At 70.2% G+C, this 24817-nt stretch carries 22 protein-coding genes and 1 tRNA gene; 16 read left to right on the forward strand and 7 right to left on the reverse strand.

All coding sequences use genetic code 11. The features are described 5' to 3' along the window. Positions 1–44: 44 nt before the first annotated feature. Positions 45–121 (forward strand) — tRNA-Pro (locus tag ABN611_RS31715). Between the two features lie 46 nt (positions 122–167). Next, the gene (locus ABN611_RS31720; RefSeq protein WP_350275952.1) at positions 168–938 is read left to right on the forward strand and encodes a group I intron-associated PD-(D/E)XK endonuclease; all 771 of its coding nucleotides are present in this window, start codon (positions 168–170) and stop codon (positions 936–938) included. A gap of 2 nt (positions 939–940) precedes the next feature. On the opposite strand, the gene ABN611_RS31725 is transcribed toward ABN611_RS31720, so the two are convergent. Further along, positions 941–3103: an MMPL family transporter gene (locus ABN611_RS31725; protein WP_350275953.1), complete on the reverse strand. Its 2163-nt coding sequence runs from the start codon at positions 3101–3103 to the stop codon at positions 941–943. Positions 3104–3178: 75 nt separating this feature from the next. Next, positions 3179–3727 carry a helix-turn-helix domain-containing protein gene (locus ABN611_RS31730; protein WP_350275954.1) on the reverse strand — a complete coding sequence of 183 codons (549 nt, stop codon included), beginning with the start codon at positions 3725–3727 and terminating at the stop codon, positions 3179–3181. Positions 3728–3837: 110 nt separating this feature from the next. Here ABN611_RS31730 and ABN611_RS31735 point away from each other — a divergent pair, with 110 nt between their 5' ends. Next, on the forward strand, positions 3838–4782 hold the full coding sequence (locus ABN611_RS31735; RefSeq protein ID WP_350275955.1) for a trypsin-like peptidase domain-containing protein: 945 nt from the start codon (positions 3838–3840) through the stop codon (positions 4780–4782). Between the two features lies 1 nt (position 4783). Here the strand turns inward: ABN611_RS31735 and ABN611_RS31740 are convergent, their stop codons facing one another. Further along, positions 4784–5152 carry a hypothetical protein gene (locus ABN611_RS31740; RefSeq protein ID WP_350275956.1) on the reverse strand — a complete coding sequence of 123 codons (369 nt, stop codon included), beginning with the start codon at positions 5150–5152 and terminating at the stop codon, positions 4784–4786. Next, a complete protein-coding gene (locus ABN611_RS31745; protein ID WP_350275957.1) occupies positions 5149–5682 on the reverse strand; it encodes a GNAT family N-acetyltransferase in 534 nt (177 codons plus the stop codon). The genes ABN611_RS31740 and ABN611_RS31745 overlap by 4 nt, the downstream gene beginning before the upstream one ends. Before the next feature lie 23 nt (positions 5683–5705). On the opposite strand from ABN611_RS31745, the gene ABN611_RS31750 reads away from it, so the two are divergent. Continuing rightward, positions 5706–5981 (forward strand): hypothetical protein, encoded by a 276-nt coding sequence (locus tag ABN611_RS31750; protein ID WP_350275958.1) that lies wholly within the window; start codon positions 5706–5708, stop codon positions 5979–5981. A 47-nt stretch (positions 5982–6028) separates the two neighbouring features. On the opposite strand, the gene ABN611_RS31755 is transcribed toward ABN611_RS31750, so the two are convergent. Then, on the reverse strand, positions 6029–6196 hold the full coding sequence (locus ABN611_RS31755; RefSeq protein ID WP_350275959.1) for a hypothetical protein: 168 nt from the start codon (positions 6194–6196) through the stop codon (positions 6029–6031). Positions 6197–6198: 2 nt separating this feature from the next. Continuing rightward, positions 6199–6792 carry an MBL fold metallo-hydrolase gene (locus ABN611_RS31760; protein WP_350281707.1) on the reverse strand — a complete coding sequence of 198 codons (594 nt, stop codon included), beginning with the start codon at positions 6790–6792 and terminating at the stop codon, positions 6199–6201. Between the two features lie 293 nt (positions 6793–7085). Between ABN611_RS31760 and uvrA the strand changes: the two genes are divergently transcribed. After that, entirely contained in the window at positions 7086–10094 is a 3009-nt protein-coding gene (uvrA, locus tag ABN611_RS31765; protein WP_350275960.1) for an excinuclease ABC subunit UvrA, read from the forward strand. A 26-nt stretch (positions 10095–10120) separates the two neighbouring features. Here uvrA and ABN611_RS31770 read toward each other — a convergent pair whose 3' ends face one another. Then, entirely contained in the window at positions 10121–11017 is an 897-nt protein-coding gene (locus tag ABN611_RS31770; RefSeq protein ID WP_350275961.1) for a hypothetical protein, read from the reverse strand. Between the two features lie 133 nt (positions 11018–11150). Between ABN611_RS31770 and ABN611_RS31775 the strand changes: the two genes are divergently transcribed. From ABN611_RS31775 to ABN611_RS31825, 11 genes are all read left to right on the forward strand, one after another. Continuing rightward, positions 11151–11489: a hypothetical protein gene (locus ABN611_RS31775; RefSeq protein WP_350275962.1), complete on the forward strand. Its 339-nt coding sequence runs from the start codon at positions 11151–11153 to the stop codon at positions 11487–11489. A 12-nt stretch (positions 11490–11501) separates the two neighbouring features. After that, positions 11502–11807, forward strand: a complete 306-nt coding sequence (locus ABN611_RS31780) for a hypothetical protein (protein WP_350275963.1) — start codon at positions 11502–11504, stop codon at positions 11805–11807. 11 nt (positions 11808–11818) lie between these two features. Beyond that, positions 11819–12190: a DUF6507 family protein gene (locus tag ABN611_RS31785; protein WP_350275964.1), complete on the forward strand. Its 372-nt coding sequence runs from the start codon at positions 11819–11821 to the stop codon at positions 12188–12190. A gap of 32 nt (positions 12191–12222) precedes the next feature. Further along, positions 12223–12495, forward strand: coding sequence for a hypothetical protein (locus ABN611_RS31790; protein ID WP_350275965.1), 273 nt, complete (start codon positions 12223–12225; stop codon positions 12493–12495). Next, the gene (locus tag ABN611_RS31795; protein WP_350275966.1) at positions 12492–17270 is read left to right on the forward strand and encodes a toxin glutamine deamidase domain-containing protein; all 4779 of its coding nucleotides are present in this window, start codon (positions 12492–12494) and stop codon (positions 17268–17270) included. The genes ABN611_RS31790 and ABN611_RS31795 overlap by 4 nt, the downstream gene beginning before the upstream one ends. Next, positions 17264–17803, forward strand: a complete 540-nt coding sequence (locus ABN611_RS31800; RefSeq protein ID WP_350275967.1) for a hypothetical protein — start codon at positions 17264–17266, stop codon at positions 17801–17803. The genes ABN611_RS31795 and ABN611_RS31800 overlap by 7 nt, the downstream gene beginning before the upstream one ends. After that, a complete protein-coding gene (locus ABN611_RS31805) occupies positions 17793–18098 on the forward strand; it encodes a hypothetical protein (protein ID WP_350275968.1) in 306 nt (101 codons plus the stop codon). Before ABN611_RS31800 ends, ABN611_RS31805 begins: the two co-directional genes overlap by 11 nt. Positions 18099–18220: 122 nt before the next feature. After that, positions 18221–22111 (forward strand): type VII secretion protein EccCa, encoded by a 3891-nt coding sequence (gene eccCa / locus ABN611_RS31810; RefSeq protein ID WP_350275969.1) that lies wholly within the window; start codon positions 18221–18223, stop codon positions 22109–22111. Then, complete coding sequence (locus tag ABN611_RS31815; RefSeq protein WP_350275970.1) at positions 22108–22470, forward strand: hypothetical protein; 363 nt, start codon at positions 22108–22110, stop codon at positions 22468–22470. The genes eccCa and ABN611_RS31815 overlap by 4 nt, the downstream gene beginning before the upstream one ends. A gap of 1 nt (position 22471) precedes the next feature. Beyond that, entirely contained in the window at positions 22472–23497 is a 1026-nt protein-coding gene (locus tag ABN611_RS31820) for a DUF6177 family protein (RefSeq protein ID WP_350275971.1), read from the forward strand. Continuing rightward, positions 23494–24816: an EsaB/YukD family protein gene (locus ABN611_RS31825; RefSeq protein ID WP_350275972.1), complete on the forward strand. Its 1323-nt coding sequence runs from the start codon at positions 23494–23496 to the stop codon at positions 24814–24816. The genes ABN611_RS31820 and ABN611_RS31825 overlap by 4 nt, the downstream gene beginning before the upstream one ends. The last annotated feature ends 1 nt before the right edge of the window (position 24817 follow it).

Below are 24817 nucleotides of genomic sequence, written 5' to 3' on the forward strand. Positions count from 1 at the left end.
CCGCATGGGGTAAGGTAATCCCCGCTCGCCCCAACAGCGAGCATCGGGCTGTGGCGCAGTTTGGTAGCGCACCGGTCTGGGGGACCGGGGGTCGCAGGTTCAAGTCCTGTCAGCCCGACCACGAGAGAGGCACCGATACTGTCGGTGCCTCTCTTTAGTTTCTGCGCATGACGCATGGGCGGAGCTGGACCGACGAGCAATTGATCGCCGCGGTGGCGGCGAGCCGGTCGTGGCGCGGTGTCGCCCGCGCCCTGGGGCTCAAGGGCACGTCATCGGCCACCATCAGCTCGCTGAAGCGCCATACGACCCGCCTCAACCTCACGACGACGCACTTCAGCGGCCGCCGCCGGTGGTCGGATGCCGACTTGAGCGCCGCCGTTCGAAACTCCGCCTCCTGGACGGACGTGCTCGCGGCGCTCGGCGTAGCCGGCACGTCGGAGAGCCAGGTCCGCGTCCGGGCCGACGCGCTCCGACTCGGGCTCGAGGTCACGCATCTGGCCGCACCCGCGGCACCTTCCCTCTCCGACCAGGTGCGAGCATCGGAATACCAGCCGACGTCGCTGCGTGCTGCTGGGACCTCGCTGGCCATGGCCTGGTTCACCCTCCGCGGGTACGGCGTCGCGCTCCCCGTCGAGCCGCAGGTGTACGACCTCCTCGTGACGGCGCAGACGGGAGTCCTACGCGTACAGGTCAAGACGTGCTCGTCAACTACCAGCGACGCGCACTGGCTCGTAACTGTCGGGCGACGCCCGTACCGTCTGGAGAGTTCCGCCGGCAGGGTGCCGTACGACCCGGACCTGATCGACCTGTTCTTCATCGTCCTGGGCGACGGCCGGATCTACCTCGTGCCTGCCTCGGCCATCGCCGGGCGGGTAGGTATCAACGCCGACACCTACCCGCAGTACCTCGTCGGGGACGCCTCCGGTCTGTTGCGGTGAGGTCAGTTGACGTCGGCCAGTTGTCTGGGTTCGGTGCGGAGGGTTTCGCCTTCGATGTCTACCTTGGGGGTGAGGCGGTCGAGCCACTTCGGGAACCACCAGGCGCGGTCGCCGAGGAGGCTGAGGATGGCGGGGACGAGCGTCATCCGGACCACGAAGGCGTCGATCAGCACGCCGATCGTGAGGCCGAAGCCGATCGCCTTGATGATCGGGTCCTCGACGAGGATGAAGCCGGCGAAGACCGACGCCATGATCAGCGCGGCGGCGGTGACGACGCGGGCGCCGTGGCCGAGGCCCTGGACGGTGGCGTCGTTCGCGTGCAGGCCGTGCACGAACTCCTCGCGGACCCGGGACACGATGAACACCTCGTAGTCCATCGCGAGCCCGAACAGGATGCCCATCATGATGATCGGCAGGAAGCTCACCAGCGGACCGGGGGAGTCCAGCCCGACCAGGCTCGCCAGGTGCCCCTCCTGGAACACCGCGACCGTGATCCCGAACGTCGCCCCGATCGTCAGCACGAACCCGAGCGTCGCCTTCAACGGCACCAGCACCGACCGGAACGCGAGCAGCAACAGCAGGAACGACAGCCCGATCACCACGAACAGGTACGTCGGCAACGCGTCGGACAGCTTGTTCGACACGTCGACGCCGACGGCGGTGTTGCCTGTGACGGAGATGCTCGCGCCGCCGGTGGCCAGCGGCTGTACGGCGGCCCGCAGATCCTTCACCAGCTCAGCGGTCTCAGCGCTGGCCGGTCCGCTCTTCGGGATCACCTGCAGCAGCCGCGTCGTACCGTCCTGACTCGCGGCCGCCGGCTGCGCCGCGAGTACATCGGGCAGACCTTGCGCCTTGCCGAGGACCTGCTGCACGAGACCGTTGGAGGTGGCGGCGTCGTTGCTCTTCACAACGACCACGAGCGGCCCGTTGGCGCCCGGCCCGAACGCGGCCGCGGTCAGGTCGTACGCGATCCGCTGGTTGCTCTCGGCCGGGGCCGACGCACCGTCCGGCAGCGCGAGCTGCATGTCCTTCGCCGGGATCGCGAGCACGCCGAGCCCGATGATGCCGATAGCAACGATCGGCACCCGGAGCCGCGTGACGAGCCGGCCCCACCGGAAACCGAAGCCCCCGACGGGAGCCGCCGCGCCCGGAGCCTTCCGGAGCTTCCGCGGCAGCACCCGGTTCCCGACGAAGCCGAGCAGCGCCGGCAGCAACGTCAACGCGACCAGCACGGCCGTGAGTACGGTCGCAGCCGCGGCGAGCCCCATCGCGGTCAGGAACGGTACGCCGACCACCGACAGCCCGGCGAGCGCGATCACCACGGTCGCCCCGGCGAACAGCACCGCCGACCCGGCCGTCGCCGTCGCCCGCGCGACCGACTCCTCCGGATCCATCCCCTCGCCGAGCTGTGTGCGGTGGCGCGAGCTGATGAACAGCGAGTAGTCGATGCCCACCGCGAGCCCGAGCATCAACGCCAGGATCGGCGCGGTCGAGGAGACGTCGGTGAACGCGGTCACGATGAACAGGCCGGCCATCCCGGCGAGGACGCCGAGCAGCGCCGTCAGCAACGTCATACCGGCAGCGACCAGCGAGCCGAACGTGACGATCAGGACCACCGCGGCCACTGCAACCCCGATGACCTCGGTCGCGCCGATCTCCGGGATCCCGGCCTTGATCTGACCGCCCGGCACCACCTCGAGGTCGCCGGAGCTCAGACCGCTCAACGCGTCGTACGCGTCACTGCTCTCCGGCGCGAGCTCGTCGGCCGGCTTGTCGAACTGGACGCTGATGAGTCCCGTCGTACCATCCGGACTGATCGCCTTGCTGGTGAACGGGTCGACGGCCGCGATCACCTCGGGCACCGTCGCGACCTTGGCGACCGTCGCGCCGACGGCCGCCTTCACCGTCGGGTCCGCGAGCGTCTTCCCGTCGGGTGCCTTCACGACGACGGTCGCGGACGCGCCGCTGGCCGCCGGGAGCTCCTGCTTCAGGGCGTCGAGCGCGCGCTGCGACTCGGTGCCCGGGATCGAGAACGTGTTCGCGGTCTTGCCGCCGAGCGTCAGCGCGCCGACGCCCAGGACGACGAGGAACAGCGCCCACACGGCGGCGACGAGGCGCCGGCGCTGGTACGAGAACCGGCCGAGCCGGTACAGCAGATTGGCCATCGGGAAGTGCGTCCGTTCAGGTCGGTACGGCGTACGGGCAGAAGTGATCGCCCCGCGGCGGCGGGGAGGCTGGGGTCAGGCGCGCGGGAGGAGTCTCCGCAGCGCGATGTCGCAGAGTCTTCGGAGGTCGTCGTCGCTGCGCTCGCCGGAGTGCCGGCACTCGCCGAGCAGCCCGTTGATCGCGAACTTCGCCAGGTCCTGCTCGAGCGGGTCGTCGGAGCCGGCCATCAGCTCGGTCATCCGCAGACCGTCGGCCACCAGCGAGGCGATCTCCGGCATGTCCTCGATGACCGGGAGGATGTCCTGCAGTACGTCGACGACGCCGCGGTGCTCGACCGCGAGGTCGATGAAGCGCGCGATGGCGAGGTCCTGCGCCTCGCGGCGGGGCAGTTCGGCCGCGGCGGCGACCAGTTGCGCGAGGTCGGCCGCGGCGGGCTCGAGGACGGCCGCGAGCACGGCCGGCTTGCCGCTGAAGTGGTACAGCACCGTCGCCTTGGAGCAGCCGGCGGCGGTCGCGATGTCCTGCAGTGACGTCGCGTTGTAGCCGGCCGCCTGGAACAGGTCCATCGCCTGGCGCACGATCTCGCGCCTGGTCCGCTCCCGGGCGGGGGTGGTGACTGCCATGACAACGATCTTGACTGACCGATCGGCCAGTCTTCAACCGATCGGTCAGGTTTGTGGGCCGGTTCACGTTGGATTCGGCTTGTAATCTTGTAATTCAGGAGGCGAGGGCGATGGCCGACGAGATGGCTGGGGACGACGTTCTGGACGCTTACTCCCGGGTGGTCTCGGGCGTGGCGGAGCACCTGATCCCGCGGGTCGCGAGCCTGCGGATCCACAGCCGGCGCGGCGACTCGTCCGGCTCGGCCGTCGTCCTGACCGGCGACGGGCACCTGCTGACCAACGCGCACGTGGTCGGCGACGGGACGGAGGCGGCGGCGGAGTTCGCCGACGGTACGACGGCGCAGGCCCGCGTGGTGGGTGTCGACCGGCTGTCGGACCTCGCCGTACTGCGGGCCGACCGGGACATCCCGGATCCGCCCGAGTACGGCGACGCGGACCACCTCAAGGTCGGGAACCTGGTGGTTGCCGTGGGCAACCCGCTCGGCCTGGCCGGAAGCGTGACGGCGGGGGTGGTGAGCGCGCTCGGGCGGGCGCTGCCGGTGCGCAGCGGTACGGCGCACCGGATCATCGAGGACGTGATCCAGACCGACGCGGCGCTGAACCCGGGCAACTCCGGTGGCGCGCTCGCCGACAGCCACGGCCGGGTGATCGGCATCAACACCGCCGTCGCCGGGATCGGGCTCGGCCTGGCAGTCCCCGTCAACCCGACGACCCGCCGGATCATCTACGCGCTGCTGCACGACAGCCGGGTACGCCGCGCGTACCTCGGACTCGTCACCACCCCCGCGCCGCTAGAGCCGGCGCTGGCGCAGCGCTTCGACCAGCGCTCGGCGCTCCGAGTGGTCGAAGTACTCCCCGCAAGCCCCGCCGCCGCAGCAGGCCTCCGCCAGGGCGACCTGGTCCTGGCCGTCAACGGCGTACCCCTCCGCGACGCCCAGTCCCTGCAACGCCAACTCTTCGAAGACGCCATCGCCCGCCGCACGGAAATCACCGCGATCCGCAACCACGCCCTGGTCGACGTCATCGCCTACCCAGCAGAACTCACCGACCGCTGAATCACACCGGCGGCAGGAACTCGTCCGGGTCAACCGCGCGGCGGCGGGTAGGTCCGCCGCGGATGCCGTACGAATCGAGCAGGAGCTCGGCGGTCTCGCGCAGGTCGATCCGGTCGAGGTAGCACCAGGCGGTCACGCGGTACTGGAAGCTGTTGACGACCGGAAACACGTCCGGCCGCCCGGCCAGCGCCGCACCGGCGTCCATGTCGCCCGTCCAGACCTGCAGCAGCTCGCGCCCGTCGTCGTCCCACCGGAGCCGAGCGAACTGATGCCGCCCGGCATACCACGCCGGCGACCCCTCATGCGCCTCACCGAGCCGCGCATCAGGCAACCGCCCAGCCAGCTCACAGACCTCCCGCCAGCTCGTCATGGACCTAGGACGGCGCGCAGCAGCACGCAGGTACCGGGTTCGAGTGGGGCATTCGGGAACGTGAAGTCGCGTGTGACCTCGGTGAACCCGAAGCGCTCGTGGAGATCGCGTACGGCACCGTTCGCGAGGTTGACGAAGGTGTAGATCTCGTCTGCGCGCCGAGCGGTCCAGCGCATCCGCTCGCGGGTGAGCAGGTCGCCGATCCCGTGCCGCCGTCGGTCCGGCGAGACGATCAGCCCGATGAGGTAGTACCCGTCCGGCGCCGTGCCAGGTGGATCCGTCGGCGCGACCTGGTGCCGGATGACAGCGCCGTACCCGACAACCTCACCGTCGACCTCCGCGACGACCGTGTAGCGCTCAGGATCCGCGAGATCCGCCTCGAGCCGGCGGCGTCGCTCGTCCACCGACCCACCCGCCCGCGAAACGATCAGCTCGGCACACCGCACGAGATCACCGCCCATGGCCCGCCGCACCTGCACGTCGACTGTCTGCCGGGCAGCACCCGGTTCGTACCGCGCGAATCCACCCATTCGGTCACTCTAGGATCTGCGACGTGGACGAGCTGATGCGGCAGGTCGACGAGGTGTACGAGCGGGCGGTCTTCAACGGCGAGTACGGCGGTCTGCCGGCGGCGGATCGTGCGCTCGACGCGGTGGAGGCGAGGCACGCTTCTGGAGCGGCTGCTTGCACCAGGTCGTCCGCGACGACCACACCGCGGCCGTCCCGCACTACCGGCGACAAACTGCCCCTCTCCTACGACCTCCGGCACCTCGGCGTCGCGTCGCACATCTCCGGCAACCTCGACGAGGCCCGCGCGCGCCTCAGCTGAGGTCGTCTTCCACGGCACCGATATGCGGCGACAGGTAGCCGTCGGCCTCAGGAGTTGCCTTCCCGCGCTTCATCACCCAGGTCACCCAGTCGTCCGCCGGCGATTGCGGCCGTCACCGCGTCGTACGCCGGCTTGCTGAGGTCGTCGGCGGCGCCGGCTGTGCTCCACTCGTCCTGGGTGTCCCGGAGTGTGGCCCAGCCGTGGTACTCGAACACTGCTACCAGCCGCGTTCGCGCCACTCGGGGAGGTGGGGGCGTTCGGCGCCCAGGGTGGTGTCGGCGCCGTGGCCGGGGTAGACCCAGGTTTCGTCCGGGAGGGTGCCGAAGAGTTTGGTCTCGACGTCGTTGATCAGCGACGTGAACCGCTCCGCGTCGCCCTGGGTGTTGCCGACGCCGCCGGGGAACAGGGAGTCGCCGGTGAAGAGGTGCGGCGGGCCGTCCGGGTCGTCGTACACGAGGGCGATCGAGCCCGGCGTGTGGCCGACCAGGTGGATGACGCGCAGGGTGCAGCGGCCGACGGCGATCTGGTCGCCGTCGTCGGCGAGCTGGTCGGTCGGGACCGGGATGCCCTCGGCGTCGTGCCGTCCGGCGACCGTGGTGGCGCCGGTGCGGGCGACGACCTCGGCAAGCGCCTCCCAGTGGTCCTGGTGGCGGTGCGTGGTGATCACCCGTGCGAGACCCGCGTCGCCGATCAGCCGGAGCAGGGTGGCCGGCTCGTTCGCGGCGTCGACGAGCACCTGCTCGTCGGTCTGCCGGCACCGCAGCAGGTAGGCGTTGTTGTCCATCGGCCCGACCGCGACCTTGGTGATCATCAGGTGCGCCAGCTCGTGCGTCTGGGCGGCCCCGCCGACCTTGACGTTCCCGTGGTACTCCGGCATCTCGCCTCTCCCTGCTATCGGTACCTGATCGCTGCGACACCGCCGATCCTCGCACCTCCGGCCGGGTTGCAGCGACCACCCTCCGCGGTCGAATATACTTTCGAAGCAGCCGCCGGATCCGGCGGCGGAAGTTTTTGTCGGTGGGCCTAGTTAGCATGACCGGGCATGCCAGAGAACGCTGCAGGGAACCCACCCGGAAACCCTCGAGAACGGCTGAGAGTGAGCTTGTGTCTGACCGTCTGATCGTGCGTGGAGCGCGTGAGCACAACCTGAAGGACGTCTCGGTCGACCTGCCGCGGGACGCCATGATCGTCTTCACCGGCCTGTCCGGGTCCGGGAAGTCCAGCCTGGCCTTCGACACCATCTTCGCCGAGGGCCAGCGGCGCTACGTCGAGTCGCTCTCGGCGTACGCGCGGCAGTTCCTCGGCCAGATGGACAAGCCGGACGTCGACTTCATCGAGGGCCTGTCGCCGGCCGTCTCGATCGACCAGAAGTCCACCTCGCGCAACCCGCGGTCCACCGTCGGCACGATCACCGAGGTCTACGACTACCTCCGGCTGCTGTTCGCCCGCGCCGGGCGTCCGCACTGCCCGGAGTGCGGCGAGCCGATCGCGCGGCAGACCCCGCAGCAGATCGTCGACCGGGTGCTCGAGCTGAAGGAGGGCACCCGGTTCCAGGTGCTCGCCCCGGTCGTCCGCGGCCGCAAGGGCGAGTACGTCGACCTGCTCCGGCAGCTGACCGGCCAGGGGTTCTCGCGGGCCCGCGTCGACGGCGAGACGATCCAGCTCACCGACCCGCCGAAGCTCGACAAGCAGAAGAAGCACAGCATCGACGTCGTCGTCGACCGGCTCGCGGTGAAGGAGTCCGCGAAGCAGCGGCTGACCGACTCGGTGGAGACCGCGCTCGGCCTGGCGAGCGGCCTGGTCGTGCTCGACTTCGTCGACCTGCCCGACGACGACCCGCACCGCGAGCGCCGGTTCTCCGAGAAGCTCGCCTGCCCCAACGACCACCCGCTGGCGATCGACGAGCTCGAGCCGCGGTCGTTCTCGTTCAACTCGCCGTACGGCGCCTGCCCGGTGTGCACCGGCCTCGGCACGCGGATGGAGGTCGACCCGGAGCTGCTGGTCCCGGACCCGTCCAAGTCGCTCGACGAGGGCGCGATCCAGCCGTGGTCGGGGCAGAACGTCTCGCAGTACTTCGAGCGCCTGCTCGAGGCGTTGGCGCGGGACCTCAAGTTCAAGACCAGCACGCCGTTCGGGGAGCTGCCGGCGAAGGCGAAGAAGGCGCTGCTCACCGGCCACGACAAGCAGGTCCACGTCTCCTACCAGAACCGCTACGGCCGCGAGCGGTCGTACTACACGACCTTCGAGGGCGTGATCCCGTACGTCGAACGCCGGCACGCGGAGGCGTCCAGCGACACCGGGCGGGAGCGCTTCGAGGAGTACATGCGCGAGGTCCCGTGCCTGGCCTGCAACGGCGCGCGGCTGAAGCCGATCTCGCTCGCGGTCACGCTCGGGGGGAAGAACATCGCCGAGATCAGCGCGATGTCGATCGACGAGGTGCACGACTTCCTGGTCCGGATGGAGCTGACGCCGCGGGAGAAGCAGATCGCGGAGCGCGTGGTCAAGGAGATCGGCGAGCGGCTGCGGTTCCTGCTCGACGTCGGCCTGGACTACCTGGCGCTGAGCCGGCCGGCGGGGTCGTTGTCCGGCGGCGAGGCGCAGCGGATCCGGCTGGCGACGCAGATCGGCTCCGGCCTGGTCGGCGTGCTGTACGTGCTCGACGAGCCGTCGATCGGCCTGCACCAGCGGGACAACCGGCGGCTGATCGACACGCTGGTCCGGCTCAAGGAGCTCGGCAACACGCTGATCGTGGTCGAGCACGACGAGGACACCATCGACCACGCCGACTGGGTCGTCGACATCGGCCCGGGCGCCGGTGAGCACGGCGGTCAGGTCGTCGTGTCCGGGACGGTCGAAGACCTGCGCAACCACCCGGACTCGATCACCGGTGCGTACGTGTCCGGCCGCAAGGAGATCCCGATCCCAGAGGTCCGCCGGCCGCTGACCGAGGGCCGCGAGCTGACCGTGTACGGCGCCCGGCAGAACAACCTCAAGGACATCGACGTGACCATCCCGCTCGGGGTGTTCGTCGCGGTCACCGGGGTGTCCGGCTCGGGCAAGTCCACGCTGGTCAACGACATCCTGTACACGTCGCTGGCGCGGCAGATCTACGGCGCCCGCGCGGTGCCGGGGCGGCACACGAAGATCTCCGGGATGGAGCTGGTCGACAAGGTCATCCACGTCGATCAGTCGCCGATCGGCCGGACCCCGCGGTCGAACCCGGCGACGTACACCGGTGTCTGGGACCACGTCCGCAAGCTGTTCGCGGAGACGCCGGAGGCGAAGGTCCGCGGGTACCAGCAGGGCCGGTTCTCGTTCAACGTCAAGGGCGGCCGCTGCGAGGCGTGTTCGGGCGACGGCACGCTGAAGATCGAGATGAACTTCCTGCCGGACGTGTACGTCCCGTGCGAGGTGTGCCACGGCGCCCGCTACAACCGCGAGACGCTCGAGGTGCACTACAAGGGCAAGACGGTCGCGGACGTGCTGGACATGCCGATCGAGGAGGCGTCGGAGTTCTTCGCCGCGATCCCGGCGATCTCGCGGCACCTGAAGACGCTGGTCGAGGTCGGCCTCGGGTACGTCCGGCTCGGTCAGCCGGCGCCGACGCTGTCCGGCGGTGAGGCGCAGCGTGTGAAGCTGGCGTCGGAGCTGCAGCGGCGGTCGACCGGCCGGACGGTGTACGTGCTGGACGAGCCGACCACGGGTCTGCACTTCGAGGACATCCGGAAGCTGCTGGGCGTGCTGAGCGGTCTGGTGGACAAGGGCAACTCGGTGCTGGTGATCGAGCACAACCTCGACGTCATCAAGACCGCGGACTGGCTGATCGACCTCGGTCCGGACGGCGGTCGCCGCGGCGGGACGCTGGTGGCGGAGGGTACGCCGGAGCAGGTCGCGGCGAACCCGGCATCGTACACGGGCCAGTTCCTCGCCGAGATCCTCGAGGGTCGCGCCGCGAAGCCGAGCGCCAAGAAGGCAGCAGCCGCCGCGAAGGCCAAGCCGGCCACGAAGACGACGGCGAAGAAGGCCGTTGCCAAGAAGGCAGTGGCGAAGAAGACGGCGGCCAAGAAGGCGCCGGCGAAGAAGGCAGCAGCCAGGAAACGCGTCGCAAGCTGAGCGCGAACGGCGAATCAGGGCTCGGGTCAGCGGCGGAAGACTTGTTGGGCGAGGTGGCGGAACCACGTCCGGCGCGGTGACGGGAGCAGGGCCGCCGGCAGCACGACTGCCGGCGGCTTCGCCAGCGTGACCGGGACCTGCACCATGCGGTCGCCCTGCAGCCAGAACAGATCCGGGCTGCACTGGTCCGGCGCGTCGCGATAGGTCTCCGCCACGAACTGCGCCAGCCGGTCCGCAGTCGCCTGCCCCGCGTCCGCGGGACAGTACGCGACCGTGCTCAACCGCGGCACACCGAGCAGAACGCCGAGCCCGATCGACGCCTGCGGCAGCAGGTTCTCCCGGTCGACGACCGCCATCGACACCAGCGGGTCGTCGTCCCGGCTGAGCACCGAGATCCCGTCGTGCTCGGCCGGCCGCAGGTCCGCGATCTGCTCCAGCGTCAGCTGCACCGGCGACGGTACGTCGGGATCGCCGAGCCCGAGCATCGATCGCCGGATCACCGTCAACCGCCGGTAGTCCGTCCCGGTACCGATGAACACCACGACCTCGAAGTGGTCACCGAACGGGATCAACGCATCCGCCACCGGACCCGACGTCCGCGCCGACCACCCGCGCTGCAACAACATCGCCCGCTGCCGTACAGCGACATCGCCGAAGCGGTGCTCCTCGGTGGCCAGCTCGCCCTCCGCGACGACCGCCCGCAGCCACGCCTCGATCTGGTCGGCCCACAACTGCTGCGGGAGCTGACGGCACCGGTCGACGATCTCGCCGAGCCCGACGACGGCGGACATCTGCAGCGCGCCACGGCCCCAGCCGACCTCGACCGTCCGCTCGGCAGTGTCGACGACACACCCCGGCAGCCACATCGGCGCGAGGTCCGCGATCGCCTTCACGACGGTCGCGTCGTTCGTCGTACCCGTCATCGGTCAGCCTCTCCCACGCCCCACAGTCTGCCGTGTGCCAGGTCTACCCGGCACCGGAAAGCGAACAGAAAGCGGGTGGAAAGCACCTCCTGGTCAACTGGGACCCGAGGCATCACCGGGCGAAGGAGAGAGCGTGACCGGACGCTGGGACATGGGTCAGGACACCCTGAGTCAGCTGGTGAAGAAGACGTCGACGGGCACCGAGGACCTCGGTGGGCTGGTCAGGCAGCTGGTCGCGGCGGCGGAACCGCTGGAAGGAAAGATGAACGGTTCCGGCAAGGCGATGTTCGACTCGTTCAAGGCGAACGTCGACAGCATCGCGGCCGACCTGAACGCGGGCCTCGCGGCGATCACCGAGGGACAGGCCGGCATGGACGCGGCCTTCCGGACCGGTGACACCGAGATGGCCGACACCGCCAAGAAGAACCAGGGAGGCGCCGACTTCGACGGCGCCCGGTTCGGCAAGCGCTGAGAGGACCCGCCGATGGCATCGCGCAACAGCTACGACACCGCCGCCTCGAGCGAGGTTCAGGCGACGATCAACAGCCTCTCCGGCCGGATCTCCGGTCTGATCGAGGCTCACCGTCAGAACGTCGAGTCCGCCCTGGCCGACGCTTCCGCGAGTGGGGTGACCGAGAGCTACCGGGCGGTCGAGGACAGGTTCGACAGCGCTGCCGAGTCGACGCTCGCAGTCATCGCATCGCTGAAGGAGACGCTCGTGCAGAACGACGCCACCGCGGCGGCGACCCTGCGGAAGGCGTCCGCTGCCGTCGACGGCATCGGCGGCTGACCGGAGCAGCAGTGGACTGGGATATCGACGTCGACGGCGTGAACCAGGTTCTCTCCGCGACCGCGACCGCGGCGGAGCCGTTCGAGGCACTGGGGATCTCGTACGGCGACAGTCTGGGCGCGACGATCGAGGGCCTGAACTACGACGTCTTCTCCGTCGTGGCGGTGGCGGTCGCCGAGTACGCCGAGCACTGGTCGCCGATCGTGGAGGCGGCGGCCAGGCAGGTCAGCGCTTCGATGTACGGCACGGTGAACGCCGTCACGGCGTACATGGAAGGGCAGGAGACGATGGCGGAGACCGCTCAGCGACAGGCGTCGCTCGGTATCGTCGAGATTCCCGGTTCGACGGTGCCGGACCCGAACGGCGGGGACACCGCCGTATGACCGGCGAGAGTCCGGCGCCGGTGTCCCACGCTGTGCCCCACGCTGTGTCCCACGCGGTGCCCGACGAGGTGGCCGACGCTGCCCGGGCGCGGCTCGCCGAGTGGCTGACGGCGCAGGCACCGGAGCCCGAGCTGGGCGCGACGCCCGAGGAACTGGCGGGCTGGGTGGTCTACCAGGTGCAGGAGTATCTGCTGGTCGTGCCGCCGGGGTACGCCAACCTGCTGTTCCTGATCGGTGCGCACGGCATCGTGTCGTTCGCGCCCAGCGAGCGGACGGTCGCCGACGCGATGGCAGCCGCCCGATGATCAAACCCGAGGGCATCCCGGTCGAGGATGTGGCGAAGGTGGTCGCGGCGCTCGACGAGAACGTCGGGACGCTGAGCGGTCTGGGCGGGCAGTTCGGTGACCTGGGCACGGACATCCACCACAAGTTCCAGGGGTTGGGCGGGGTCTACGAGGCGCCGGAGCGCGAGTTGCTGCTGAACTCGACGGTGAAGGTGCAGACCAACCTCAGCGAGTTCGGCGCGAGTCTGCCGACGATGGCGACGTACCTGCAGGTGCTCGCCGACAACGCGCGGGAGCAGTTGTCGGTGCTCGAGAACACGCGGGCGGATGCGTGGGACTGGATCAGCCGGAAGGATGCCGACCCGGACTGGCAGAAGAACGAGGACCTGGTCCTGGAGCACAACCTGCTCGTCGCCACGGTCGACCTCGTGATGACCGAGAAGCTGCCGGAGATCTGCTTCACGGCCGCGAACGGGATCCTCGGGCTCTTCGGCGGCGACGCCTGGGATCCGGAGACCGGCCTGCGCGAAGGGGAGGAGCCGCCGGCGCCGCCCGAGGACGAGCCGACCGAGGAGGAACCACCGTGGGGATCCGCCGAGGAGTGGGACAAGCCGTGGTGGGAGGACACCGCAGACTTCGTGGTCGGCTTCGAACAGGGCGTCTACACGGCGCTCGGTGAGCTGGTCGAGGGCGTTCTGACGCTGGTACCGGTGCTGCCGCTGCTGGGTGAGTGGGACGCGCTGCGGGACTGGTCGAAGGACACGCTGAACTACGACATCCCGACGTGGGAGGACTCGGGGAACGCCTGGGTCGGCCTGGGGACGCTGGTGGGTCAGGTCGCGACGGTTCCGCTGCAGGTCCAGGGGTGGATCGGCGAAGAGTTCTTCGGCATGGAGCGGCCGGAGTGGCTGAAGGAGTGGACCGAGACCGGCCTGGACATGGGCGAGCAGATGTTCAAGGGCTTCGTCGCCTGGGACGAGTGGAGCGAGAACCCTGGGAAGGCGCTCGGGTACACGCTCACGAACATCGTCACGACAGTCGCCAGCGGTGGTGCCGGTGGCGCGATCAAGACGGCGGCACTCGCCGGCCGGTTCGGTGCGTTGAGCGCGACGGTCGCGAAGGTCGCCCGGGTGGCGGAGATTGCGCAGAACACCCGCATCGCGCTGCACGACAACGTGCTGGCCGCGGTCACGTCGATCCCCAAGGTCGCCGACGTGGTGAACGGCCTGTCGAAGATCCCGATCGTAGGCGACACGTTCAGCTACCAAGGCTCCCGAGGCGTCGACGTGGACGTACCGTCGGACGGCACCAACTTGCCCTCCGGCACCACACCAAACGACACCCTCGACAGCACATCGCATCCGACCGGTGTCGACAGTACGTCGTCCGCACACCCGACGGGTGTTGACGGGACCGACCCTGTCGACGTCCCCGGCAGCGCCGACAGGCCGACGTCTCCGGCAGACCCCGGTACGACGACGCCCACGAATCCCCCGACCACACCCCCGACCGGCCGCACCACCGACCCGACAAACCCACCCACCCACACCCCGAACCCGACAACCACTCCCGACCCCCGAACGCCCGACCCGATCCCAACCCCACCCACCCACACCCCAACCACCCCCCGCCCCGACTCACCCTCCACCACCCCCACAACCCACACCCCGCACCCCACCCACACCCCGCACCCCACGCGCACGCCGGAGTCCACGCGCACGCCGGAGTCCACGCGTACGCCGGAGTCCACGCGTACGCCGGAGTCCACGCGTACGCCGGAGTCCACGCGTACGCCGGAGTCCACGCGTACGCCGGAGTCCACGCGTACGCCGGAGTCCACGCGTACGCCGGAGTCCACGCGTACGCCGGAGTCCACGCGTACGCCGGAGTCCACGCGTACGCCGGAGTCCACGCGTACGCCGGAGTCCACGCGCACGCCGGAGTCCACGCGCACGCCGGAGTCCACGCGCACGCCGGAGTCCACGCGTACGCCGGAGTCGACCCGGACGCCGGAGTCCACGCGGGTGCCCGAGTCGACGCGGGTGCCTGAGGCGGGGCGTGTGGGGGCGGGGGTTGGACGGGTGGATGGGGATGGTGGTGGGCGGGTGGAGCCTGGGGTTGCGCCGGTTCCGGTGCAGCCGGGGGTGCCTGGGCATGTGGAGCCGCCGCTGCGTACGCCTGACAAGCCCGCTCCGCACAACCCGCCGCAGGCGCCCGCCGCCGCGCGGACGCCGTACCCGGAACCTGTGCGGCCGTTCGGGCCGGTGCGGCCGGCTCCGCCTCGGCGTACGTCGTACGACGCCGGGAACGACCCGGGATGGGACGATCCGCTGCGGCGGCAGGTCGAGGTCGACAAGCTGAAGCCGGAGTACCTGCGCCCGGAACCGGGGAAGCCGCGGCCGGACGTGGACCCGTTCTCGCACATCCCGCCGGATATCCGCGACCCGCGCTGGGGCCGGCTGACCGAGGTGGTCGGCGACCCGCCGTGGAGCAACGTGAACGCCTGGAAGGGCCTGGTCAACCCGGACAACAGGAAGAGCGCGCACTACCAGATGAACTGCGCGGAGGTCTCGCGGAACACCGCGGACATCCTGAACGGCGACCATCCGCGGCTCGCGGCCGGAAACACGTTCAAGGGCGGGGAGTACCCGGAAGGCACCCTCGAGTGGATGGACCTGGCGGACTTCAAGCCGGAGCACAAGCTGCGAGCTCCGGACCGGCCGCACAATCCTGCGGAGTTCACCGACCACGCGTACCGCACGCTGGTCGACGCGCTGCGCGGTAGGCCGGCAGGCACCCACGCGAACGTCTTCGTGACCTGGAAGTCCGGCAACCCCGACGTTCCGGGCGGCGGTCATGTCTTCAACGCGTTCGTCGACGGGCGGGGCAAGGTCAAGTTCCTCGACGCGCAGCCCGCCGGCGGCAAGCTCGTCGACGCGTTCCCCGACGGCAGCACGGATCCGCGGCCGAACGCGCCGTACCGGCACCAGAGGTCCGGGGACCCGGTCGACATCGACTCCATGCGGTTCGCGGTCCGGGAACCGGGCGGGCAGTGGGAGGGCGTCCCGAGGACACCGAACACGCCACCCGCGTCGCAGTTGGAGGCACAGCGCCCGCAACGCCGGCTCGGCGACCAGCCCCACCCCTCGGACCCGGACGTCCCTGAGCCGCGTACGCCGGACGGCGCCAACGAGCCCGACTTCGAAAGCCTCACAGAACTGGTTCCCCCCACCTCCAGAACACCCGCACCAAACGCCCCAGCTCCACGCCCCAACCCCGCCGACCCGCACCAGCCGAACCAGGCGCCGCGGCCGGCCCAGGCACCGGAGACGAACGGTGGCGGCGGCTGGGACGAGCTGACGCAGCAGGTCCCGCCGGTGGCCAGAACGCCGCGGGCTCAGCAGCCCGGGCATGCCTCAGCCCACCCACACGACGTACTGGATGCGCCCCGGACTCCTGAGCCTGACGCGCCGCGGACACCTGAACCGGAATCGTCGCGGGCGGTTGAGGAGTATGGGTTCGGGGCGCCGGGGGAGGTGCGGCGGGCTGCTTCGGCGGAGGCTGAGGCGCGGTTCGTGGCTGAGGTTCGGGAGGCCTCGGCGGGCTGGAGCCGGCGGGATATCGAGGATCTCAGCGAGTTCGGCGGTGCCACCTCCAACCTGGTCAACCGGATGCTGCGAAACCCCGCTCAGGGTATGGACGCCGTACGGACCCAGACGCCGCACCTGACGGAGTGGGTGGACCGCGTCGACGAGTTGATCCGGCAGGCCCCGCGAGCGGCGGAGCCGCGGACCCTGTTCCGTGGTCTCACCGCGCCCGGCCATGTGAAGACCGAGGCCGACTTCCGGCGCTGGGTGCAGGAGACCTTCGGGCGTGAGCGGTTCGAGAACCCCGGCTACACGTCGACTACGATGAACCCGGCGCGGGCGGCGGACTTCAGCCACCAGCACGGGGCGAACTTCGGCGTCGTGGTGGAGATCCGGTCGTCGCAGGGCCTGCCGCTGGGCAAGGTGATGCACGACCGCGTCGTCCCGGACGAGATGCACGAAGGCGAGTACGCGCTGCCGCGTGGCTTCAACGGCAGGATCGTCGGCATCAGCGACGGCGTGCCGTTCGAGCGCGGGGCCGGCCAGGTTCCGCGGGTCGTCGTCCACGTTGTCGACGACTCGCTGCCGGAGGTCAGGTCGGCCGCGCAGGAGCGCAACGCGTCGTACCCCGTGAAGCCAGGCGATCGGAACGAGTTCGTCACCAACGCGTCCCCGGGACTGGAGGAGTCGTACCGAACGATCCGCAACCTGACGGACGACGTACCGAAGGTCGCGGCGGCGGCAGGGCTCGATCCGCGTCTCGTCGAGGTCGCGAAACGGAACGTCTTCGTGAACACGCACGACGTCGCGATCGGTCCGGGCGACATCCGGCGCGGCAACTTCACGCCGGTCCAGCAGATCGCGAACCTGTGGGAGGCGGCGATCCAGGGGAGGCCGTTGACCAGCGAGGAGGTACGGGAACTGCGGTCACTGATCGCGCACGAGGTGGTCGAGGCGAAGCTCATCGAGGCCGGTGTGCCGTACAACTTCGCCGATCCGTCGGTGTGGGAGGACGGGTACTACGGCTTCAGCCGCGAACACGCCGGCGCACACCAGGTGGCGCCGCGATCGCTGCAGGGGACCGAGGGGGCCGACCTGCTGCAACACTGGCGGGTGCTCGGGCTGACGCCTCCTCCCGGCGGGCTCGCCGCCGACCTTTCCAACCTGGACGACATCATCCGGATCGCGAGAGAGGGCATGCAATGGTGAGCGACCCGGCCGCCGCGCGACGAATGGCCGAGCGCCTCGCGGCCGTGCAGTGGGACGACGACGCGGCGTACGAGCACCGGCGTTCGCGTGGCCGGCTGACGCGCGAGTTCCTCCGGCGTACGGCGCAATGGTCGCTGACCGTCGGCGCCGAGGAGGGCTGGCCGTTCAGCGATCTGGCGGGGGCGCTGGATCCGGAGGTCGCCGTCGACCCGGCGTTGCTGGACGCTGTGCAAATCGGTGCGGCTTCCGCGGGAGCGTTTCCGGTGCGGCCGGAGGCGGCCCGGCTCATGGTGAGGTGGGCGGCCCTCGGCGAGCTGCCTCGCCAGCGGTTCCCCCAGTTGAGCGATCCGTACGAGCCGCTCCTCGTGTTGTTCGGGCGCGGCGGCGGCTATTCGCTGTCGCACGGCTCCATCGAACTCGGGTACGGCTCGTTCCCGATCCTGTCCGTGGCCGAGCGGGCAGCGCTGGAGCCGGTGCCGATCGACGAGGCGACGCTGGACGCGTTGGACCACGGGAGCCCGGGTGTCAGGTAGTTACGGGACGCAGGTCATCGAGTCGGTGGCGGTGCGGCGGCGGCGGTTGCGGGAGGCCTGGTTGTTCGGCGCCGAGCGGGCGAAGAACACGCTCGACGAGCAGACCGGCAGGATCTTCGCGAGCGTGCTGATCGGCGCGCTCGCGTGTGCCGGGTGCGCCGGGGTGTCGTACTTCAAGTCGTCGATGGCCGCGGAAGAGCAGCAGAAGCAGCCGACCCCGACACCGTCGGGCCCGGTCAGCCCGTCGCCGAAATCCCCGACAGCACGGGGTACCGGCCGGCGGAGGACTCCGTAGTGGCGAGCCGGATCGTGCATCGGCCCGCGCGGCGCACTCCGCCGCCCGCCGTGCCGCAGCAACGTGTGATCGAGCCCGCCCCGTCGCTTGGCGGAGCAGGTGCCGGCGCGGGCGGTGGCGCCATGCAGATGCTGTTGCCGATGGTCGGCAGTCTCGGCTCGGTGGCGATGATGACGATGGGCCGGTCGGGACCGATGGTGATGGTCGGTGTCGGACTGCTCGTGCTCACGCTGATCGCGTCGGTCGGCGGCATGCTCGCGTCCCGGGGCAAGGGTGGCAAGGACCGCAAGCTGCAGCGGACCCGGTACCTCGACTACCTCGAGCGGATGCGCGACGCGTTCTCCCAGGAGGAACGCAAGGCCCGCGCCCAAGCGCTCGAGCTGAATCCGCCGCCGGATGCCCTGCTGGACTGCGTCGCGGACGTATCGCGGCTCTGGGAGCGGCGACGGACCGACAGCGACTTCCTGCAGGCGCGCTGCGGCAGCGGCCGGGTGCCGGTGGTCCCGGCTGTCGTCGGTCAGGGCGGATCGGCGATGGAGCCACCGGACCAGTTCATGACGGCCGAGGCCAATGCGCTTGTACGGCGTTTCACCCTGATGCCGGACATGCCGCTGACGGTGCCGCTGGACCACGTCGGCAACGTCAGCATCGTCGGCGACCGCGAAGGCGTCGTACGGGTGGCGCGCTCGCTGCTCGTGCAGACCGCGGTGTTCCACGCCCCCGAAGACGTCGCGATGGCGGCCTGCTTCCCGCAGTCCGCGATCGCGGACTGGCACTGGCTGAACTGGCTCCCGCACGTCGAGGACCCCGACCGCCGGGAGGGGCCGATCCCGTTCCGCAGGACCGCGCAGACACCGCAAGACCTCACCCGCCTCCTCGCCGACGACCTGGCTGCGCGCGTCCGGTGGGCGACAGAATCCCGCCGCGGCGCCGTTGCCTACGAGGATCGAAGGCGCCTGACCCAGCGGCTGCTCGTCGTACACGACACGTACGGCGACGTCGCGGCCGAGGTACGTCCGCAGGCCGACGACACGCTGGTCCCGGGCGAACTCGGAGTCACTGTCCTGCATCTCGTCGCGGACCGCGTCCAGGAGCCGAGCGCGGTGACGATCCGGATCACGGTCTTCGGTGACGAAGTACGTGTCGAGGACCTGCGCGGGCAGTACCCGCTGGTCGCCGGCGGCCAGGTGGACCGCGTCGCCCCGGTAGTTGCCGAAAGCATCGCCCGCGAACTCGCGCCGCTAAGACTCTCGGCGGAGTCGCTCGAGGAAGACGTGCACCGCGGCGACGTCGACTTCATGAGCCTGATCGGAATCACCGATGTCGCCCAGCTGGACTTCGGGCAGCTGTGGGCGCCGCGCACCGACCGCTCGTTCCTACGGGTCCCGCTCGGCGTCGACGACAGCGGCAACGTCGTACTCGTCGACCTGAAGGAATCCGCCCAGCTGGGCATGGGGCCGCACGGGCTGTGCATCGGCGCGACCGGCTCCGGCAAGTCCGAAGTACTGCGGACGATGGTGATGGCGCTGCAGGCGACGCATTCACCCGAGGACCTCTCGTTCGTGCTGGTCGACTTCAAGGGCGGTGCGACGTTCGCGCCGTTCGAGGGCGTGCCGCACGTGGCGGGCATCATCACCAACCTGCGGGACGACGCGAGTCTGATCGAGCGTGCTTACAAGAGCCTGGAAGGCGAGGTGCTGCGCCGCCAGCAAGCCTTGAAGGACGCGGGCAACGTCGCGAACATCACCGACTACCGGCTGCTGCGCCGGCAGCGGCCGGAGCTGGATGCGCTGCCGCACCTGTTCGTGATCATCGACGAGTTCGGTGAGCTGCTCAACGAGCGCCCGGACTTCATCGACCTGTTCCTCTCGATCGGGCGCATCGGCCGCTCGATCGGCGTCCACCTGCTGCTGTCGAGCCAGCGGATCGAAGCCGGGAAGCTGCGCGGGCTGGAGACCTACCTGTCGTACCGGCTCGGCCTGCGGACGTTCTCGGAGGAGGAGAGCCGCACGGTCCTCGACACGACCGACGCGTTCCACCTGCCGCCGCTGCCGGGGTTCGGCTACCTGAAGGTCGACACCAGCGTCTACCAGCGGTTCCGGGCGGCGTACATTTCCGGGCCGTACGTTCCGCCGACCGGCGAGGTGATCGAGGACGACGAGTCGTACGTCGGCCCGATCGCGCTGCCGCCGTACCAGGTCACCGAGGAAGAGGTCCACGCGCCGGTCGAGGCGAAGGCGACCACGCGTACGACGGGACCGACCGAGCTGACCGTGTTCGTCGATCAGGTGCGCCGGGCGGCGGAGCCGGTACTGAAGATCTGGCTGCCGCCGCTGCCCGCCGCCTGCACCCTGGACGCGTTGGCAGGTCGCGCGGACTACGTCACGGACCGCGGCCTCCAGTTGGCCGCCCCGACGCCGCGGATGCGGCCGCCCCTGGGTGTGATCGACGACCCGAGCAATCAACGCCAGGAGGTGTTCCCGCTCGATCTGACCCGGGCGGGTGGGCACGCGGCGATCGTCGGCGGCCCGCAGTCCGGGAAGACCACCGCGTTGCGAACCCTCATCACGTCGCTGGCCCACACCCATACCCCACGGGAGGTCGCGATCTACGCGCTCGACCTCGCGGGCGGCGGGATGCAGGCGCTCGAACAACTGCCGCACGTCGGCGGCGTCGCGCTGCGCACCGACCGGGAGAAGACCCGGCGGACGGTCGAGGAGATCCGCGGGATGATCGACCACCGCGAGCGCGTGTTCCGCAACCACGGCATCGACACGATGGACGCGCTCCGCGAGGACCACGCGGCCGGCCGGATCCCCGAGCTGCCGACCGCGGACGTCGTGCTGGTGATCGACAACTTCGGCGCGATCCGGACGACCTTCGACGAGCTGGACGGGCCGGTGGCCGACATCCTGCAGCGGGGCGGCAACTACGGCGTGCACGTGGTGGCTTCGATGCTGCGCTGGAACGACGTACGGATGCAGAGCCAGTCGCTGTTCGGCACGATGCTCGAGCTGCGGCTGAACGACGCGTCGGACTCGAACATCGACCGGCGCCTGCAGGAGGTCCTGCGCAAGGCCGGTCCGGGCCGGATGCTGGTGCCGGGCAGCAAGCTCTTCGCCCAGGTCGCGTTGCCGCGCGTCGACGGCGTCGCGTCCGACGAGAAGCTGTCCGAAGTACTGGAGGCACAGGCGCTCTCGGTGCGCTCCACCTGGCAGGGGCCGCGGGCGCCGCAGATCCGGATCCTGCCGCTGAAGCTGCCGCGGGTCGGCGTCGCGGACGAGATCCGCGAGCCGACCGTGCTGCCGATCGGTGTCGACGAGCGCGCACTCGCGCCCGTGTACCTCGATCTGGCCGGGCGGGACAGCAACCTCGTGGTGTTCGGTGACAGCGGCTCCGGCAAGACCAACCTCGTGCGGCTGATCGTGCAGCAGCTCGTCGACCGGCACACCCCCGACGAGCTGGTGTTCGCGGTGATGGATCCCCGACGCGGCCTGCGGGACGTCGTACCGAAGGCGTACGTCGGCGGCTACGCACCGACCGGCCGGGCGGCAGGTGGGCTCGCGGCCGGTGTTTCCGAGGAGCTGGCGAAGCGCATGCCCGACGACACGGGCCAGGTTCCGGAAGCCGGCCGGGGCGGACCGCGGATCGTCGTACTGGCCGACGACTACGACCTGCTGACCGCGGGCGGTCAGTCGCCGATGGCGCCGTTCCTGCCGTACGTCGCCTCGGGGCGGGACATCAAGCTGCACTTCATCGTGACCCGGCGGGCCGCGGGCGCGTCGCGGCAGCTGTACGAGTCGTTCCTGTCCGCGGTCCTGGAGTCCGGGTCCGCGGGGTTGGTGCTGTCCGGCGAGCGCAGCGAGGGCCAGCTCTTCACCGGCGCGTACCCGGGCGACTACCCGCCCGGCCGGGGGCTGTTCGTACGCCGCGGCGACGGGCCGCAACTGGTGCAAACCGCACTGGCTGATGCCGTCGCGGAAGCAACCATGCACGTCGAAGGAGTGCGATGACCTACGACCTGGTGGCGCTCGTCGACGGGCGTCCGTCGAGTGACGACATCCTCGCCGGCCTCGCCGCGGCGGGGGAGCACCTGGGGGTGCGCGCAGTCAGCGGAGGCGCTGTCGTCCAACTCTGCGACGACGACCACCTACCCCTGGTGTCGGTCGAACTGCCGCTCCTCATCCAGGTCCCGGGCGAGGTCGAGCGCCTGCTCGGTACGCCGCCCGGCTCCGTCCGGACACCCGCGTGGTGGGTGGAGATCCGCGCCACCGCCCGCGACGGTGCTCGCCAGCTCGCGGAGCGCTACGCGGCCACCCTCGTCGAACGTCTGGGCGGAAAGGTCTGGAGCACCGGGAAGGAAACCGACTGACATGCCGAACGCGCTGATCTTCAGCCCCGGCGTCGACCTGATCACCGAGAAGGTCGCCGTCGTCATGCAGGACCGTCCGGTGGTGGGCATGTCGGCCTGGCTCAGCGACGCGGCGGCAGCGGCCAAGGAAGCCCGCCGCGCGCTCCAGCTGGTCACCCCGAGGACGTCCCGGATCACCTGGCCGGTCCGGTCGGCACTGTTCAAGACCGCCTTCGCCCGCTGGGTCGTGACCGGCGACGACGGCGAGTACTTCGACGGACTGAACGGCGTCCGGCTCGAATGGAACGGCGACCTGTTCGTCGCCCGGCCGGCCGACGGAAAACTGGACCTGCATCCCGACTTCCTCGTCCGGGAGCAGCCCTTCGGACAGCTCCAGCTGACGGTCCGGGTGCGGCACAAACCCGTTGCGAGCGTCGTCCTGGGCAAGGTCGCGGAGCGGTTGTTCACCGCGGCCTCCGGGGCCGGACCGGCCGGCTGGTCGACGTCCGAGCCGGTCACGCAGCCGTGGAGTCCGGACGCGCTGACGGAGTACTGCCGTCGTCGGGCGCCGCAGCCGACGTGGCTGGTGCTGGCCGGTCAACCGGGACCGGAGTTCAGGCCGGCGGTCGGCACGCTCGAGACCCGCCGTACGAAATCCGGGCTGGACGAGACCGTGACACTGGCGGTCGCGCAGCCCGGGCTCGAGCTTCCGGAGGCCCACCGGATCGGGGAGTGGATCGACGAGATCGCCGACCACTTCGAGCTGGTGTCGGCGACGGTGCTGGGCTCGTACGGCGCAGCGGACGGCACCTACGCGCCGCGGTACCTCGGCATCGCCTGCCCGATCGGCGTGGCCGCCGGGAACGAGGCGGTGCGCGCGTCGAGCCTCAAGGAACTGCTGAACCTCGAGCGCGCTCTCGCGATCGGCCCCGCGCACTCGCCGGCCGTCTGGTACCCGATCGGCGACGGGCGTACTCCGGACGACTGGAAGCGCTACGCGGACCTGATGAACAAGCTGGTCCCTGAACCTGAGCGAGGACGTGCATGAGCCTTTACAGCCGCGTGACGGTGATCGGTCAGCGCAGGCAGCTGGACGTGGTGCTACCCGCGGACCAGCCGCTCGGCGTGTTGCTGCCCGACCTGCTGCGGTTGCTCGACGAGCCGATGCGACCGACCCCGCAACGCCGCTTCCTGACCACGGTCGCCGGCGGGCTCGTCGCCCCGGAGGGAACGCTGGCGTCCGCGCAGATCTCCGACGGCGCCGTACTCCGGCTGGTCGCCGAGGGCGAGGTGCCGCCGCCCCCGACCGTGTACGACGTCACCGAAGAGGCAGTCGAGGACCTGAAGCGTCGCGGTACGACGTTCACACCGAAACACCGGCGCATCCTCGCCGGGGCGGGACTCGTGTTCTCGATCGTCGCGGGTTCGATCTCGGTGCTGGTCGTGGCCCCGCATGCCCTGACCGCGGCGGCACTGCTCGTCGTCGCGGCGATCTGCGCCTTTGTCGGCATCGCGATCGGCCAGTCCGGGAACAAGTTCGTCGCGGCGCCGCTCGTCACGATCACTACCGTGCTCGTGGCGCTGACGATGAGCTTCTGGGCGCTGGACGCGGGCTGGGAGCTCGGCCTCGTGCTCAGCGTCGGAGCGCTCTGCCTGTCCTTCGGTCCGCCGCTCTACACGGCCGCCCGGGTCGGTGGCGGTGGTGTCGTCGCCGGCGCGACATCGGTCTTGTTCGTTGCGGTGTGGATGATCGGCGTCGGCGCCGGGCTGGCCGTCGAGCGCATCGGCACGCTGGCTGCCTTGGCGGCCGTCGTCGTGCTGGGCATGCTGCCGCGGATGGCGTTGGCGACCTCCGGCTTGACGAGTCTGGACGACCGCCGCGCCGCGGGGCAGGAGATCGGGCGGGGCGACGTACGGACCGCACTCAACGCGGCGCATGTCGGCCTCGCGCTGGCCACCGTACCGATCGCGCTCTCGTCGGCGGTGGCCGGAATCATGTTGCTGCGGAAGGGCTCGGCGTGGGCGGTCGGGCTCGCGCTCGTGCTGGCGTTCCTGCTGGCTTCGCGGTCGCGGCTGTATCCGCTGGTGAGTGAGGTCGCCGTCCTGTTCGCGGCCGCGTTCACGATCGTGTCGGGTTGTGTGCTGATCGCCGCCGTGAACGGTCAGGGCGGCGCGCTGATTGCGCTCGGGCTGCTGGTGCTCGTCGCGATGTTCTGCGCGTTCGGTCTCGGTTTCGCACCGGCGGAGCATGTGCGGGCGCGGCTGACACAGCTGCTCGACTATCTTGAGGCCGGGGTGATCATCGTGACGGTTCCCCTGGCGCTGGGAGTGTTCGGCGTCTACACCACGCTGCTGAACAAGTTCTGAC

Origin of the sequence: Kribbella sp. HUAS MG21 (assembly GCF_040254265.1) — a bacterium.
In the GTDB taxonomy this organism is placed as follows: Bacteria; Actinomycetota; Actinomycetes; order Propionibacteriales; family Kribbellaceae; genus Kribbella.